Annotated in this window: 16 protein-coding genes; all 16 read left to right on the top strand. The window is 65.0% G+C overall.

The annotated features are described in order from the left end of the window. The first annotated feature begins 11 nt into the window (after positions 1 to 11). The 16 genes from AC1DQQ_RS17415 (at position 12) to AC1DQQ_RS17490 (ending at position 16,383) form a co-directional block, all read left to right on the top strand. On the top strand, positions 12 to 611 hold the full coding sequence (locus AC1DQQ_RS17415; RefSeq protein ID WP_478046053.1) for a terminase: 600 nt from the start codon (positions 12 to 14) through the stop codon (positions 609 to 611). Beyond that, on the top strand, positions 559 to 2,583 hold the full coding sequence (locus tag AC1DQQ_RS17420; protein ID WP_478046055.1) for a phage terminase large subunit family protein: 2,025 nt from the start codon (positions 559 to 561) through the stop codon (positions 2,581 to 2,583). The genes AC1DQQ_RS17415 and AC1DQQ_RS17420 overlap by 53 nt, the downstream gene beginning before the upstream one ends. Further along, the gene (locus AC1DQQ_RS17425) at positions 2,583 to 2,807 is read left to right on the top strand and encodes a phage head-tail joining protein (protein WP_478046056.1); all 225 of its coding nucleotides are present in this window, start codon (positions 2,583 to 2,585) and stop codon (positions 2,805 to 2,807) included. Before AC1DQQ_RS17420 ends, AC1DQQ_RS17425 begins: the two co-directional genes overlap by 1 nt. Continuing rightward, positions 2,797 to 4,335 (top strand): phage portal protein, encoded by a 1,539-nt coding sequence (locus tag AC1DQQ_RS17430; RefSeq protein WP_478046146.1) that lies wholly within the window; start codon positions 2,797 to 2,799, stop codon positions 4,333 to 4,335. Before AC1DQQ_RS17425 ends, AC1DQQ_RS17430 begins: the two co-directional genes overlap by 11 nt. Then, on the top strand, positions 4,336 to 6,459 hold the full coding sequence (locus AC1DQQ_RS17435) for a ClpP-like prohead protease/major capsid protein fusion protein (protein WP_478046057.1): 2,124 nt from the start codon (positions 4,336 to 4,338) through the stop codon (positions 6,457 to 6,459). 71 nt (positions 6,460 to 6,530) lie between these two features. Then, complete coding sequence (locus AC1DQQ_RS17440; protein WP_478046058.1) at positions 6,531 to 6,839, top strand: hypothetical protein; 309 nt, start codon at positions 6,531 to 6,533, stop codon at positions 6,837 to 6,839. A 4-nt stretch (positions 6,840 to 6,843) separates the two neighbouring features. After that, a complete protein-coding gene (locus AC1DQQ_RS17445; RefSeq protein WP_478046059.1) occupies positions 6,844 to 7,176 on the top strand; it encodes a DUF2190 family protein in 333 nt (110 codons plus the stop codon). A gap of 48 nt (positions 7,177 to 7,224) precedes the next feature. Beyond that, the gene (locus AC1DQQ_RS17450) at positions 7,225 to 7,557 is read left to right on the top strand and encodes a hypothetical protein (protein WP_478046061.1); all 333 of its coding nucleotides are present in this window, start codon (positions 7,225 to 7,227) and stop codon (positions 7,555 to 7,557) included. Beyond that, a complete protein-coding gene (locus AC1DQQ_RS17455) occupies positions 7,529 to 7,864 on the top strand; it encodes a head-tail joining protein (protein WP_478046063.1) in 336 nt (111 codons plus the stop codon). The genes AC1DQQ_RS17450 and AC1DQQ_RS17455 overlap by 29 nt, the downstream gene beginning before the upstream one ends. Then, entirely contained in the window at positions 7,861 to 8,298 is a 438-nt protein-coding gene (locus AC1DQQ_RS17460) for a hypothetical protein (RefSeq protein WP_478046065.1), read from the top strand. Before AC1DQQ_RS17455 ends, AC1DQQ_RS17460 begins: the two co-directional genes overlap by 4 nt. Positions 8,299 to 8,317: 19 nt before the next feature. Further along, positions 8,318 to 9,553 (top strand): hypothetical protein, encoded by a 1,236-nt coding sequence (locus AC1DQQ_RS17465; RefSeq protein WP_478046067.1) that lies wholly within the window; start codon positions 8,318 to 8,320, stop codon positions 9,551 to 9,553. 7 nt (positions 9,554 to 9,560) lie between these two features. Further along, a complete protein-coding gene (locus tag AC1DQQ_RS17470) occupies positions 9,561 to 10,286 on the top strand; it encodes a hypothetical protein (RefSeq protein ID WP_478046068.1) in 726 nt (241 codons plus the stop codon). Between the two features lie 138 nt (positions 10,287 to 10,424). Further along, entirely contained in the window at positions 10,425 to 11,084 is a 660-nt protein-coding gene (locus AC1DQQ_RS17475) for a DUF6441 family protein (RefSeq protein ID WP_478046070.1), read from the top strand. Positions 11,085 to 11,157: 73 nt separating this feature from the next. Next, positions 11,158 to 11,544, top strand: coding sequence for a hypothetical protein (locus AC1DQQ_RS17480; RefSeq protein WP_478046072.1), 387 nt, complete (start codon positions 11,158 to 11,160; stop codon positions 11,542 to 11,544). 61 nt (positions 11,545 to 11,605) lie between these two features. After that, entirely contained in the window at positions 11,606 to 16,012 is a 4,407-nt protein-coding gene (locus AC1DQQ_RS17485; protein WP_478046074.1) for a TIGR02594 family protein, read from the top strand. Continuing rightward, on the top strand, positions 16,012 to 16,383 hold the full coding sequence (locus AC1DQQ_RS17490; RefSeq protein WP_478046076.1) for a hypothetical protein: 372 nt from the start codon (positions 16,012 to 16,014) through the stop codon (positions 16,381 to 16,383). Before AC1DQQ_RS17485 ends, AC1DQQ_RS17490 begins: the two co-directional genes overlap by 1 nt. Positions 16,384 to 16,392: the final 9 nt, after the last annotated feature.

The raw sequence follows: 16,392 nt of genomic DNA on the forward strand, positions 1-16,392 counted from the left end.
CCGCCGCCGCGTTGCAGTTTTTGGCGGATTTCTGCCGTTTTTCGACCGTGACAGGCGGCATTATCCGCGTTTTGGGGTGCCGGATGCAGCACATTGACGGAATCGAGCTGACCCGTGCGAATGTCGCCTGGCTGCTCGGCATGTCCGACAGTTGGGTGCGCGATCGTATGCAGGCCGGCGATCTGCCACGCCCAGGTGTGACCGCCGACGAATATGTCGAGGCGTTCGTCGCCTTCCGGCTCAAGAAATACGAGGGCGAGGGCGCCGAAACCGGCGGCCCGCTCAAACTCGACGCCGAGCGCGCGCGATATGCGAGGGCGCAGGCGGACGAGAAGGAAATGGACCTGGCTGAACGCCGGGGAGAGACGGCAAGCCGGCCCGACTTGATGGGCGCGGTCGTCGGCCTGATCAAGATTACGGTGGCGCGCCTGATGCAGGTTCCCGCCGCCATCGCACAAGGTGACACGACTCTCCGATCAAGGCTTGAGCGAGAAATCACCGACGCCCTGCGCGATCTCAGCGTGACGCGTGTCGAGCTTGCGATGGGCGGGGGCGCTGATGACGACGAGCCCGCCGAAAGCGAAGAAGAAGACCAAGGCGACGAAGGCTAAGGTTGTGCTGGCGGCGGCGCTTGCCGTCGCATCGGCTGACATTGCCGACGACGCCCGCGAGTGGTTTTCCGCGTTCGAGCCGATCGAGCGGATTCCGCTGTCGCAGTTCATGGCCGAGGAAGGCCGGCTTGAGGACGGGACGAAGCTTCGCCCCTATCCATTTCAGGCCGACATTGCCGACGCCTTCACCGACCACGAAACCGAACAGGTCACCGTCAGGAAGAGCAGCCGCGTCGGCTACTCGACGATCGTCCAGTCGTTCGTCGCCTATCGCATCTGTCGCGATCCTGCCCGGACGCTGATCTATCAGCCGACGATCAAGGATGCCGAGGATTTCAGCCGGGACGATCTCGACCCGGTCCTCGAATGGCCCTGCGTAACCGCGGTCGCGATATTCAAGCCGCGGCACCGCGACAATCAGGTGCGGGCGAAGCGGTACAAGGGCGGCCGAATCCTCATCAAGGGGACGAACAGCCCGAAGGAATTTAGGCGCGTCTCGGCCGACGACGTGCTGCTCGAGGAATGCGACGGCTACCCGATCTCGGCTCGTGACGAGGGCGACCCCGCCCGTCTCGCGTTCCGCCGCAACGCCTCATCGCCGCGCCGCTTCACCGCGGCGGGCTCGACGCCGAAAATTAAGGGCCTCAGCCGGATCGACGGTCTGTTCGAGCACGGTACGCAGGAATTTCGGTACGTGCCCTGCCCCGAGTGCGGGGCGATGCAGACCCTCCAGTTCGGCGACAAGGAGGGGCCGGGGCTCAAATGGGCGCCGACCGATAACCCGACCGACGCTTGGTATGAGTGCGTCAACGGGTGCCGGATCGAAGAGACGCACAAAGCCTGGATGGACGAGCAAGGCGAGTTCCGCGCTCACAATCCAGAGGCCGGACCTCGTCACCGGTCATTCCATATCTGGGCGGCATACAGCCAGCAGCCCGGCGCGGCGTGGCTCGTAATTGCGCGGGAGTTCTTGGAGGTCCGCCATGACCCCAATCTCCTCAAGACGTTCGTGAACCAGTTTCTCGGCGAGGCATGGGAAGAGGCCGGCGAGGCGCCCGAATGGAAGCGCCTCTACGAACGGCGCGAACAGTCCATGTCGCTCGGCACGCCTTCTGCGCGGGTCGGTCTTCTGGTCGGATCGGTCGACGTCCAAAGCGGTTCGTCGCCGCGGCTCGAACTGGATATTTGGGGGTTCGGCGCCGGCAAGAGGCGCGAACTGGTCGAACATATCGAAGTCGCCGGACCGATCGCCGACCGCAAGACGTGGGACAAGCTCGACAAGCAAATCGCCCGAAGCTGGGAAACCGAAGACGGTCGCGTTCTCCGCCTTGAACGGGTCGCGGTCGACTCCGGCGACGGCAACAACACAATGTACGTTTATGCCTGGGCGCGCCGAAACCCGCTGCTCGTGATGGCGATTAAGGGCCGCGATAGCCTTGCGGCATCGCAGGTCATCAGCGGCCCGACGTGGGTTGAAGCAACCATCAATGGCACGAAGCTCAAGCGCGGCGTGAAGCTCTGGCTGGTCGGGACTTCGCTGCTGAAACTCGAACTGTACGGCCAGCTTCACCTCGAACGGCCGGTCGATGGCGAGGAATACCCGGAAGGGTATGTTTTCCTCCCCGACGGCACGACCGACGAATGGATCAAGCAGCTTTGCGGCGAGCAGCTCGTCACGAAGAAACTGCGCGGCGGCCGGATCAGGCGGCAGTGGGAAAAGACCCGCGACCGCAACGAGGCGCTCGACAACGCGATCTATGCCCGGGCCGTAGCTGCGGCCCTCGGCGCCGATCGCTGGACCGAGACACAGTGGAAACGCCGAATCGGCCTGGCGCCGCCAAGGCGTCGGCGCCGGGCGGTGCCGGCGGGCGAGGCTGCGGCCACCAGTGCCGGAACGCAGGCCCGGCAACCGGCGCGGGCAAATTCGATCACCGGACGGGCGCGAGGCTCATTCCTTGGAGGGCGCCGATAATGGCTTGGGCTCAGACCGATCTGGACGCGCTGCGCGCGGCCTATATCGACGTCGCTGCCGGCGCGCAGAAGGTCCGCTATGCGGACGGCCGCGAGGTGACGTTTACCGATCCCGACAAGATTGCTGCCGCGATCCGCGTGGTCGAGGCGAACCTTGTCATGCAGGAGCGCAGCAACAGCGGGCTCACCCGTCGCCGCTTCGGGGCGTTCCGCAATGGCGCGTAAAGACGCGGGGCCAGTCCGCACGTTCGTTCAACGCCTGCTCGGTCAATCGACCGCGCCGGCCGCGCGGGCACCGACCAGCGCGCCGCGCCAACGCATTTCGTTCGGCAACACCCGGGCGGAATATGACGGAGCGACGTTCGGTCGTCGCGCCGCCGGATGGAAGCGCCGCGGGACCGATGCCAATGCCGAGTTGAACCCCCGGGTTCAGGCGGCGCTGCGCGGGATCGCTCACCAGATGGTTCGCAACAACCCGTATGCCGAAAGCGGCGTGCGCGGCCTGGCGAACTACATGGTCGGGACGGGCATCACGTTCCAGATTTACCGCGACGGCGTGGTCGATCTCGAATTGACCAAGCTTGCCCGCGAGCACTTTGACACGACGGCCTGCGACGCCGAGGGCCGCAACAACCTCTATGGCTTGCAGCTTGTCGCAGCCCGTTCGATCGTCGAAGGCGGCGCCAGTGTCGCGCGTCGGCGGTGGCGCCGGGCGCGCGACAAGCTCCCGGTGCCGTTCCAAATCCAACTGCTCGAACCCGATTACATCGATATGTCGAAGCAGGGCCCGACGTCAGACGGAGGGCACGCGGTTTTCGGCATTCAGTTTGACGTGCTGGGCAAGCGCTCGGGATACTGGCTCTACTCCGGCCATCCCGGCTCGACGCAATATAACGCGCTGTCGTCCAAGCAGATCGACGCGGCCGACATTGCGCATGTCTATCGCGTCGATCGTCCCGAGCAGCAGCACGGCGCCACATGGTTCGCGCCCGTCATCCTGCGGATGAATGACTTCGGCGACTATGAAGACGCCCAGCTCGTCCGCCAGAAAATCGCGGCCTGCTATGTCGGCTTTCGCATCGGCAGTGCCGAGGGCAGCGAACCGACCGAGGTCGATTCGAACGGCGCGCCGATCGAGGCCGACCCGCTGCTCGAGCAATTCGAGCCGGGGATTATCGAGGACGCCGAGCCGGGTTCGACGTTCGAGTTTTCCAGCCCGCCCCAGGTCGAGGGCTTCGGCGAATATTCGAGCGTATCACTTCACGGAATCTCGGCCGGCCTTGGGGTGCCGTACGAGGTCATGACCGGCAACATGAAGGATGTCAGTTTCATCTCTGGCCGCCTTCGTCGGCTCGATTTCCGGCGCGATGTCCAAACTTGGCAGTGGCAGATGTTGATCCCGCAATTGTGCGAGCCGGCCGGTCGCTGGTTCCTCGAAGCGGCAGCGCTCGCCGGTAAAGACGTTACCGGCTGCGCCTTCAAATGGACGCCGCCTAAGTTCGAGATGATGGACCCGGCGACGGAGGTTCCCGCCACTCGCGACGCCATTCGCGCAGGCTTGATGACGATTTCGCAGGCCGCGGAAGAGCGCGGCGAAGACCCCGACGTGTTCCTCGCTCAGTGGGCGGCCGATGCCAAGAAGCTCGATGCGCTTGGCCTCATCTTCGACAGCGACCCCCGCAAAGTCACCCAAGTCGGCAACTCCGTGATGCCGACTAGCCCCGCGCGTGAAGCGGTTCCGAAAGGCTCGTAAATGACTGAAATCCTGCTTTACGGGATCATCGGCGATAGCTGGGATGGTCTCGACGCGAACACGATCGTCCCGATGATCTCGGCGGGCGACGACGACCTCGAAATCCGCATCAACAGCCCCGGCGGTTACGTCATGGAGGGGCTGGCGATCTATAACGCGATCGAGCGTGCCAAGTCGCAGGGCCGCAAGGTCACCACCCATTGCGACGGCCTGGCCGCCAGCATGGCGAGCGTAATCCTGATGGCCGGCGACGATCGGCTGATGGCCGACAACGCCTTGCTGATGATCCACAACCCGATGGACGGCGCTTTTGGCGACGCGGCCGAGCTGCGCCGCACCGCGGACAAGCTCGACATTATCCGCGACCAGCTCGTGAAGGTCTATTCGCAGAAAACCGGCATCGATGCCGTCGCGCTGGTCGCGATGCTCGATGAAGAGACCTGGCTCACCCCCGAGCAGTGTCTCGAACAGAATTTCGTAACTGAGATCGTCGGCGCGCTCACCGCAGCCGCCTGCGATATCTCCGCATTCGGGTTCCACAAGGCCCCCGATAGCCCGCACCTCGTCACCTCTGCGGCGGCTGTAATCCAGTCGATCGTTACCGGTGGCGCGATGACGGGCATTTCCTCGGCGGTCGCCGCCATTCTGCATCCTCGAAAGGATAAGACCATGCCTCAGGGCAATCAGCCGGCGGTCGAAACCACGCCGCCGATCATCACCCCCGCCCCCGTCGTGACCGAACCGGTCGCGCTCACCCAGGCCGACGTCGACAAGGCCGCTGCGGCTGCTGCCGCTGCTGCCGTTGCGGCCGATCGCACGCGATCGACCGAAATCCGCGCGTTGACCACCAAGCACAACCTCGGCAGCGCCTTTGCCGACGAACTGATCAACGACGGCGCGATCAACCTCGCCACCGCCCGCGAGAAGATCCTCGACAAGCTGGCGGAGCGTTCCGACAGCGAGCAGATCGGCCACAACGGCGCGATCATCGTGGGCAAAGACTCCCGCGACAAGTTCATGGAGGGGGCCGCTAACTGGATTCTCGTCCGTGCAGGCGTCGCGCAGATGGTCGAGAATGCGGCCAAGCTGCGGGGCGAAACCCTCCGGATCGACCCGGGCGAGTTCCGCGGCGCGAGCATGGCGAGCCTTGCCGGCGAATCGCTCCAGATCATGGGGCAGCGCGTGACGTCGCGCGATCCCCGCGTCATCATCGGCGATGCCTTCACGGCGGTGAACGCGATCACCCAGGGCACCGGCGACTTCCCGCTGCTGCTCGAGAACGCCCTGCACAAAATCGTGCTGGCGTCCTATGCGACCACGCCGGACAAGTGGACGAAGTTCTGCGGCAAGACGTCCGTCAGCGACTTCAAGGCGAACAACATGTATCGCCTCGGCACCTTCGGCGTCCTCGACAGCCTGAACGAGCTCGGCGAGTTCAAGCAGAAGGCGATCCCCGACGGCGCGCGTGAGAAGCTGACCGCGAGCACGAAGGGCAACATCATCGCCCTTTCGCGGCAGGCGCTCATCAACGACGACATGGGCGCGTTCAACGGCTTCGCCGTCGATCTCGGCCGCGCCGCGAAACTGACGATCGAGGTCGACGTGTTCGCGTACATCAACTCGAACCCGAACACCGGCGACGGCCAGCCCTTCTTCTCGGCCGCGCATGGCAACCTGATGGCGGCCGGCGCCGCCCCGACGGTCGCCGAGATCGATCTGGTCCGCCAGAAGATGGCGTCTCAGAAGGACATTTCGGGGAACGACTTCCTCGAAATCTCGCCCTCGATCTGGCTCGGTCCGCTCGCTTTGGGTGGCCAGGCTCGCGTGTCGAACGGAAGCCAGTTCGATCCGGACACGGCGAACAAGCTGCAGCGCATGAACATCGCGCTCGGCATCTTCGACGAGATCGTCGACACGGCCCGCCTCACCGGGACGCCGTGGTACACCTTCGCCGATCCGACCGTCGCACCGGCGATCGTCGTGGGGTTCCTCAACGGCGTCGAAGAGCCGTTCATCGACAACGAGATCGGCTGGCGGGTCGACGGGACCGAGGTCAAGGTTCGGATCGATTACGGCATTGCCGGCATCAATCCCGCCTCGGCCGTGAAGGACCCGGGCCAGTAATCCCAAGCTGAGCGAAGGGGCAAACGAAGGGCGGTCGATCTGGCCGCCCTTTCCTTTTCCGGAGACGAATCATGTCCAAGTTTATCAAACTGGTGACGTCGGCCTATGTGAACGGCCGCATGCGTCACACTGACGAAGGCGTCCTGCATCTCGACGACGATGAGGCCCAGCGCCTGATCGACAATGAGAGTGGCGAGGACGTTACCGCCGACTTCTCGGCAGACGACCGCAAGAACACGCCCGTCGAGGGCCTTCGCGCGGCATCCGATGACGACCGCGCTGCGGTCGCTCTCGCCCCCATCGAGCATCAGGCGAACATCGCCCCGGTGACCGACACCGCCAAGGCCGCGCCCAAGGCGCCCGCCAAGAAGGGAGACTGAAACCATGCGTAACTTTGTTCAGGAGGGCCTGACCCTCCCCTTCACCGCGCCCTATGACGTCGCCTCGGGCGGCGGCGTCCTCGTCGGGTCGCTGTTCCTCGTCGCGCTCCAAGCGGTCCTTTCGGGCGGCACCGGCGACGGTAAGCCCCGCGGCGTCTTCGATCTGCCGAAGGCGACTGGTCAGGCGTGGACGCAGGGCGTCAAGGTCTATTGGGACAACACCGCGAAGAACCTGACGACCACGTCGTCGGCGAACACGCTCGTCGGTGTTGCCGGCCAGGCCCAGGCGTCCGGCGACACGTCGGGCCGCGCATGGATTCCCGGCAACATCTCGTAATCGGCCWGGGCGGCGCCTTGTGCGCCGCCCGCCCTCGGGAGCACCCCCATGACCAAGATTACCCTCCACCGCGCGTCGGTGGACAATGCCGGTCGTTTTCTCGACGCCGGTACCGAGATCGCCGTCGGTCCCGCCGACGATCATCTGCACGCCGATCGCGCTGCCGAACTGATCGATACGCACGGTGCCGTTGAGGTCGTCACGGCCGTAGCGAAGCCCGCGCCCAAGGCGCCGGCCAAAAAGGCCGCCAAGCCGAGCAAGAAGGCTCCGGCTAAACCCGCACCGATCCCGGCCCCGGCACCTGTGCCGTCACCCGCGCCGGTGACCGACCCGGTGGTCGAGACGCCCGCCGATGACGATTCGGCGGAACATGCCGGCTGATTACTGGGCCCGCGCCGGGGCAGCGATCGACAAGACCTTCGGGGTCGACATTCGCTACACCGGCGCGGGCGTCATCGATAAGCCCATGAGGGCGGTCCGGGGCGACTATGAGGCCGCCAATCGCGACAACTCAGCCAAGACGCTCCGCAGCATCGTTTTCGAGATTGAGCAGTCGGACGTGCTGGCGCGCCCGACCGGAAAGGACACCTTCACTGACGGTAACGTCCGGTGGCGGGTCCAATCCGTCGAGCGCCGCGACGACATCGGCAAGTGGGAGCTCGGTGCGAAGGAGGACGGGCCGCTATGACCGTCATCAACGACATCACCGGCTCGCTGTTCGCTCTTCTCCAGGGGGTGCCACAAATCGAGGTGCCCGAAGCCGTCGAGCTTGAACCCGAAGGCGAGCCGACAATTTTTCCGGGCCTCGGCCTGATCATTCACGGCGCCGCTGCCTTCGAGCGCGAATGCGGTCTGATCCGTTGGCGCATGGGCGTCACTGTCGACGGCTATGTCGAGTTTGACGACGGCACCGAAGGCTCGGCAGCGCGGGCCGAGTTCCACGCGGCGGCCGTGGCCGCGATCATGGCCGACGAGCAGCTCGGCGGCCTCGTCGAGCGCGTCGATCCCGAAGATTTCCGTTTCGACAATGCTGTGCAGGCGAGCGTTCGCCGCCTGAGCTTCACCCAAGATTTCACCATCGAGTTTGTGACCCTTCGCTCGAACCCTGCGGTGCAGGCGTAGCTTTCCCAAGGAGAATGAAATGACCGATCCCGTCATCCGGCCGGATAACGGCCTGTTCCTGTTCGGCTTGCAGTCGGCCGAAGGAACGCCCGCCACGCTGAACCCGGCAACCGACGTCATCCTGTTCGACGTCAGCTCGATCCAGTACGGGAGCCCGTACAAGAGCGAGCAGACCAACGAGAGTACGGGCAGCTTTTCCGCAGGCCCGCCGATGGTGATGGGCCAGCCTTTCACCTTCTCGTTCAAGTCGCGCATCAAGGGCGCCGGGCCGACCGCGACCTATACCGCGTCGGTCAAGCCGCCCCTCCACCCGCTGTTCATGGCGTGCGGCTGGAACGGCCTGTTCACCGCGGCGGTTGCGGCCGGCGCGCTGACTGCCGGCACCACGTCCACCGGCACGCTGGGCACCGGCTTTGCGGCCACCGCGCAGCTTTATCGCGGGATGCCGCTGATCCTGACCGGCGCGCCCGCTGCGGGCCGCATGTCGCTGATCACCGACTATACGGCCGGCAAGGTTGCGACGCTCGCCGACCTGTTCGGCTCGCCGCTGAGCGCGTCCAACACCGGCGCGATCCCGGCGAACTGGACCTATGCGCCGACCACGCCGTACGATTCGGCGTCGCGTCTCGCGATGCACCCCTGCGGCACCGCCGGCTGGTACGAGGACGGCGTGCTGCATCAGGTGACGGACGTCCGCGGCTCGATTGACTTCGACGGCAACTCGTCGGGCCCGGGCTTCGCGACGTTCAACCTGACGGGCATCTATGCCGGTCCGGCCGACGCCTCGATGCCGCTCAACGCGGTGTTCCCGGCGCACTCGGCGCCGATGCTTGTCCAGGGCACCAACGGCCAGCCGGCGTTCCAGATCAACCGCCGCGGCCTGCCGATCAGCCAATGGTCGATCAAGTCCGGCGCCACGCTGGAAACGCCCGACGACCCGAACACGACCTATGGTTTCGCGGCCGGCCAGATCGCCGACCGCAGCCTTGTGTTGCAGTGCGACCCGCTCCGCACTCAGGTTGCCGTGCGCAACGTGCTGGCCGAAATCGGGGCGTTCCAGCAGTACCCGGCGGGCGCGCAGTTCGGCTATTCGGCGGGTAACCGCTGGTCGTGGGTGACCCCGGTCATTCAGCCGTTCGCCAGCGACCCGGCGATGCGCGGCAAGCTCCGCAGCGAGACGAACCAGTATCAGGCGATCTCGACGAGCCGCGACAGCGCCAACCGCGATGGCGATGCCATCCTTTGCTTCTCGTGAGGGCCGTATGACCGTCATCACCAGCAAGGGCGAGCGTGTCATCTTCGAGCCGCTCAAGAACATCGAGGACGCGCCGAAATTTCATCTGCGCGGCGGCGACACGATCGAACGGGGCATTATGGAGGGCGAGCTTGCTGGCCCTCCGTACATGGCGCGAGAGGTGTTCCCCTGGGAGTTCACCACAGCGCTGCGCACCGGCGTTGAGACGTTGCTCGCGGGCGACGATGGCCTCGACGAGATCCTCGACCTAATCAACTCGGCGGCGCAGGGCGACGAACGCGGCCTTGACGAGGCGCAGAAGCAGAAGCTCCAGCAGGTCCGCACAATCATGGCGGAGCATTGGCCGGACTATTCGGCCTTGGTCGCGTGCGACCAGCGGCGCCGCACGATCGCGCCGATCGTCGCGTTCCGCCGCTATTGCGTCGGCATCGAGGGAAACGCGTCGAAGGAAGCGGGAACCGTCGACTTCAAGCGCGACGCGCTCACCGGCCTCGTCAGCGACGACACCTTGAAACAGGTCGACCCGCTGCTGCTCACCTTCGCGGGCAACGAGGCTTTCCTGCTCCAATATGGCGGCGGCCACGTAAAAAACTCCGAGCGGCTCTCAAAGTCCGGAGAGAACCCGCGGACTTCCGGACCGGCCGGCACATCGACGGCGGCTGGATCGTCGGCAAAGACGCCTGGGAAGAAAACCCGCGCCTCGCGGTCCCGTCGTGGGCGTTCGCAGTTGTAGATCTGTGGTTTCTCGCTCGGAAGTACGGCAACCCGATGACGGGCCAAGCCGCGCTTCCCTGCCCGGGCTCGCCGGGTGAGCAACCGGCGGCACTTATGGACGCCTTCAGCCTGTTGGAAATGATCGACGGGGAACGCGATGAGTGACGGCGTCGACCTGACCCTCGATATAGGGGCCCTTGACGCCAGCGCCGATCGCGCCGTGCGCCAGGTGCTCGCCGCCGGCACGGCCGCCGTCGCCAGGACGACCCGCGATCTCGAAAAGCGGCTTGAGGCGGCCACCGAGGGGGCCGTGCCGGGCAAACTATGGCGGGCATGGAAATCGATCGCCTATCCGCGTTCCGGCCCCGCCCGGAATCCGGTCGGCGAGGTGTTTGTCAGCGGCGGTAAGCGCACCAAGGGCGCGATGACCTTCTGGTCGCAGTCGGGACAGATCAGGGGAAAGTCGGGCCAGTATCTCGCGATCCCGACCGCTGCGGCCGGCTCGCGCGGACGAGGGCGCGAATTGACCCCCGGCGAATGGGAGCGCCGGACCGGCATTCGGCTGCGGTTCGTTTATCGGCCTGGCCGGCCTTCGCTGCTGGTCGCCGACGACGCGGTGTTGTCTGGCCGGGCCCAGCTCGCGCGCGGCAACACGCCGCGGCGAATGGCTTCCGGGCGTGGGGCGACGACGATCATCGTGTTCGTGCTGCTCCCCGTCGTGCAATTCGCCAATCGGTTCGCGATCCAACCGCTCGTTGATCAGGCCCAAAACGAACTAGTGTCGAATTTCCTCGCGGCTGTGTCGGCCACCGGCTGACGGTCGTTCACCATGCTTACCCATAGCCAGCGGCTCTAACCCGCATTACTACGCCGACCCTCATGGAGGGGCTATGCGAGCGTTAATCCTCGGCCTGGTCGTCGCTCTTGGCGGCTGTCAGGCTGCAAACGATAGTTGGACGATCAGCAGCGCGAAGGCGGCGGCGGCCAAGGAACTCGGGAACCCTGCCGGCCTCCAGTTCAAGTTCGTCGAGGTACGCCAGGGCAAAGACGGCGATCGGGCTGTTTGCGGATACACCACGACCCTGACACCAGGCGGCACGCCTGATCAAGTCCACCGCTTTTACTATGCGGCTGGCCATGTCTCAGTGTCGCCCGAGGGTCTGACAAGCCCGCAAGCCTACGCCAAGGAACGACAGGCATTCGACTACCTGTACGGGGTCTATTGCCAAGGGCAGAAGTTTGATCCCAACGTGATGCACAGCATCTTGCGGCCCTAGCCGCACTGGAAATCCCCTCACACAGGCCGCCTTCGGGCGGCCTTTTTTATGGAGCGCGTGGATGAATCCCGTCGACGTTGTCGCGCGCCTCCAACTGCGCGCCGAGCAATTCTCCAGCGATACCGGCCGCGCGTTCGCCGACCTCAAGACGAAGGCCGCGTCGGCCGCCGATGACGTCCGGAGTAGCTTCTCGACGTCGTTTGCCGAGGTGCAACGGCTCGCGTCCAATGCCCTGAACTTCAAGCGCACCGACACCGGCTCGCTCAACCTGTCGGACGAGATCGCGCAGTTGCGCAGCCGGGCTACGCTCGTCGAGCAGAATGCGCAGGCGGCCCGCGAGCTTTCGGTCGCGCTCACCAGCGCATCGACCGCGGCCGGTGTGGACGCGGAGGCGCTGCGCCGTGAAGCTGACGCTGCGGCGGTTGCCGCGCTCGCCGGTGAACGCGACGCCCAAGCGCTCAAGGATCGGGCTGTCGCCCTTGAGGTCGTCCAGCGCGAACTGAACCAATCAATCAGCGCCACCGACAAGCACACCGCCGCGACGGCGCGGAACGCGGTCAGCGCCGGCCAGCAGCGCCAATCGATGTTGTCGCTCGGACAGCAATTCGGTGATTTCACCGTGCAGGTTGTCGGCGGAACGAGCGCCTTTATGGCGTTCGCGCAGCAAGCGCCACAGGCCGCTTTCGCCCTCCAGGGTATGGGCGGCGAATTGGGCGCCGTGGGCGCGTTCCTTGTCTCCGGTTGGGGTATCGCGATTCAGGTTGCCCTGATCGCGCTCACCCCGTTCGTCGCCAAGCTGTTCGAGAACAAGGAGGCCGCCGAGAAGGCGAAGAAGGCCGAGCAGGAATACGCTCAGTTCCAGAGCGACCTCGCCAACTATATCGACGTCGCTAACGGCAAGCTGCGCGAGAAAAACCGACTGCTCGCCGAGGGCGCCGCACTCGAAACGAACGCGACGATCAAGGACAAGCAGAAAGAGGCGGACGATCTAACGAAGCAGGCGTTCGCCGCCGCGACCGCCGCCGCGACCAAGGGGCACGAGTTCACCGCCGAGCGCCAGGGGAGCGCGGCCATCTATGACCCCGACTTCGCGAAGACGATCGCGGATGCTGGCGGAAACGTCGCCAAGCTCGAGCAGGGATTGGTCGACCTCGCGAAGCGCCGACCCGACCTTGCCGCGACGGCTGGAGAGGTCAGCAAGATTGCGTCTCAAGCCCTGCTGGCGACAAACAAAATCGCCGAGATGAAGGCGCAACAGGCGCAGCTTAACACAGTGCTGCGCGGCGGGACGATCGTCACAACCGACATGATCGATCGGCAGGTGAAGTTCGCTGCCGCGACGACGGAGGTCGAGAAGGCCCAGGCGAAGCTCGACGACGTCCGATCGCGCAAGCAGAGCGTTGACGATATGACGTTCGGCAAAGCGCGGCTCGACGCGCTGCGCCAATACAAGGCCGACCTTCTCGCGGCCACGGAAGCGCTCAAAGCCGCCCAGCAGGCCGCGAAGGACGCCAGGAAGGACATGGAGAACGTCACCGGCAGCGGTGCGCTTCTCCGGTCGGCTGAGAGCTACAAGGGTGCCAACGAAGGCACGCCCAAGGGACAGGCCCAGCTCAAGGCGCTTTTCAATGCGGCCGGCATGGGCAACATCAATGTCTCGCCGGATATGATCGCATGGTGCGCCGCGTTCGTGAACGCCGTGCTCGCGACCAACGGCCTCAAGGGCACCGGCAGCATGGCCGCCCGGTCGTTCCTCAACTATGGCACCGAGACGAACAGCCCGCAGAAGGGCGACATTGTCGTGCTCAGCCGCGGCGCCGACCAGAGCAAGGGGCACGTCGGTTTCTTCGAGGGTTTCGACAAGGCCGGCAACGTCAAGGTGCTCGGCGGCAACACCGGCAAGGCCGGCCAGGGCGCCGTCACCGAAGCGACGTTCAACCGATCCTCCGTGCTTGGCTATCGCCGCGCGCCGGCTTCCCCTCAGGACGAGGACACGCAGGCCGCGAAGCGCGACGCCGAGTTGCAGCGCGAGCAGGCCAAGCTCCAGGCGGTGCAGGATCTCATCCTTCGCATCAACTCGACATGGAACGACGCCCCGTCGCTGATCGATCGCGCCACGATCGAGACGAACAAGCTCAACGAGATTATCACCGAATATGGCGATAAGACCGACGAGGCGTCGAAGAAGATCGTGGCCGGCGCGCGCGTCGCGCTGGGCGCCATCCAGGACGGCATGAACAAGCCGTTCAACGACTTCATCCGGTCGCAAAAGGAGAGCCTGACCCTCCAAAATCTCAGCTTGCAGGGCCGCGACGTCGAGGCCGCCGCGTTGCGCGACATTCTCCAAATCCAGCGCACGCAAGGGCAGGTTTCGGACGCGCAGATCAAACAAGCCCTCGCCTATGAGGCGACGCAGAAGCGCATCGCGGAGGCGCTCCAGGATCAGCAGCGCGTCCTGAACATCGCATCCGGCTACGTCGGCAATATGCAGCGGGACTTCGACAAGTTCCTTAAGGATGTCGACGACGGCAACAGGGGCGCGATCGGCGACCTGTTCAAGGGCTGGCTGGAGGATTTCAAGCAGCTTCGCCGCGACCTGATCAGCAATGCCGTGTTCGGCGGGATCGACCGCGACATCTCGGAATACGTTCGCAAGATGACGGGCAAGCAGACCCCGGCCGAGATACTGGCCCAGCAGGCCAGCGATTCGGGCGCGGTGATGAAGTCGGCGTTCGAAGACGTCGGCAGTGCGGCGAACGATCTCACGACCGCTTTCCGGGAGGCGATGAAGAACATCACCGGATCGACCGGCTCACCTCTCGGCATGGTCGGCGGCGCCGATGGCATCACGAAGGTGCCGACGCGCTCCGATATCTTGGATATGCTGAGCGACATCGATGTTCCCAGCGCCGCCAATGACAACACGTCGGCCGCGCAGGACATCGTCATCACGGCGCTGCGGACCTCGACGGACAAACAGGCGAAGAGCGTCGACAAGATGCTCGACGCGACGGATATCTGGACGCGGGTTTCGCAGGACCTCGTCAAGAATTTCGCAAAGCTCGGCATCGATATTCCGAAGGGCATCGCCGACCATCTGCCCGGTATGATGCAGGCCGCCAGCATCTTCTCGTCGATCGGCTCGCAATTCGGTGGCCAGGGCGGCAACATCGGCGCCGGTGTCGGCGCAACCCTTGGGGCGCTGCTCAAGCCCGACTCGCCGCTTATGAAGAACCTCGGCCCGTATGCCGCGATTTACGAGCTGGGCCAGGCGATCTCGCAGCCGATTGGCAAGGCGCTCGGTTTCAACTCGACGGCGGTCGCGATCGGCGGCCTTCCCGGCGGCGCGCTCGCCAAGTTGTTCGGCCTCGGGGCGCCTGAGCATAAGGGCAGCGCCGGCATCGGACTCGATAAATACGGGCAGCTTGGATCGACCGGGGCGACGGGGACGAGCTCGCAGCGGTCGCAGGGCGCCGCGAGCATGGCCGATGCCGTTTCTCAGCAGCTCCAGCAGATCGCCGACCAACTCGGCGCGCAGATCACTGGCACCAGCGACGTTCGCATTGGCACCTATGAGAACCACATTCGCGTTAACGACCACGGCGGCGCGATCGGCGGCGTCAAGGGCTCGGGCGCGATCAGCTTCGACACCCAGGAGGATGCCGTCTCCTATGCAGTGCAGGCTGCGCTGCAGGATGGCATTCTGTCGGGCATCAGCGCGGCGAGCCTGAAAATCCTCAAGTCCGGCCAGGACATCAACAAGGCGATCACCAAAGCGCTCGCGATTGAGAGCATCCCGCACGACCTGAAGGCGATGCTCGACCCGCTCGGCTCGGCGCTCGACGATTTCAACAAGCGGTGGAAAACGACGGTCGACGCCCTGAACGAGGGCGGCGCCACGACCGACCAACTCGCGCAGGCGCAGCAGCTATACAATCTCCAACTCGAGCAGGTGAAGGCGAACACCCCCGGCGCGTCGCAGGCGTTGAAGGATTTCCTCAACAGCCTGAAGGTCGGGTCGGATTCGCCCTACTCGCTGCGCGATCAGGAGACGACCGCGCTTTCGACGCTCAAGCCGTTCCTCGACGCCATCGCGTCGGGCCAGTCGATCGATCAGGCGAAATATCAGGACGCGGCGTCGCAATACCTCGATATCGAGCGCCAGCTTTACGGGTCGAGCCAATCCTATTTCGACGCGATGGACATGATCCAGGCGGCCACGACTAAGGCGATTTCCGCGATCGATAATGCGGTGTCAGTCACGCCGGGCGTGCCCGATCCGTTCACCAAGGCCACGGCCGACGCGACCAACACGGTCGCGGCGAACACGCAGACCACGAACGAGTTGCTCGTCCAACTGACCGACACCGTGAATCAGCAAAATCAGCTTCTCGCGGCCTTGGGCATCTCGAACGACAACGGGTTCGTCAACGACGCCCGCAACTTCCTGCTGGCGAAGACTGGCTGATGCCCGCCGATCCCGCCGACATCTTCGCGGCGTCTCGCGATACCGCCGTCGCGAGCTGGACCGACGCAGCGATCGTCGCGCGGTATCCCTCGCAGGCGCGAGACGGCTCGGTGTCGCCCGCCGATGGCTATTTCGACGCCGTCGCCGACGCTCAGACCGTCGTGAACGCTCGCGGTACGATCGTCGGGACCGAAACGCGCCGTTTCGCCGTGTCGGTCGACGATCTCGTTTGGCCGACGATCTCGACGGCCCTCCCGCTGGTGAAGCTCATTGATGCCGAGCAGGGGGTGAACGCCACGCTCTTTCCGAGCCGCATCGAACTCGACCCCGAAACCGAGGCCACCGCCTTCGAACTCTTCGGCGCCGGATAGGGGCAACAC

The sequence above is a fragment of the Sphingomonas sp. P4_G3 genome (assembly GCF_056401105.1).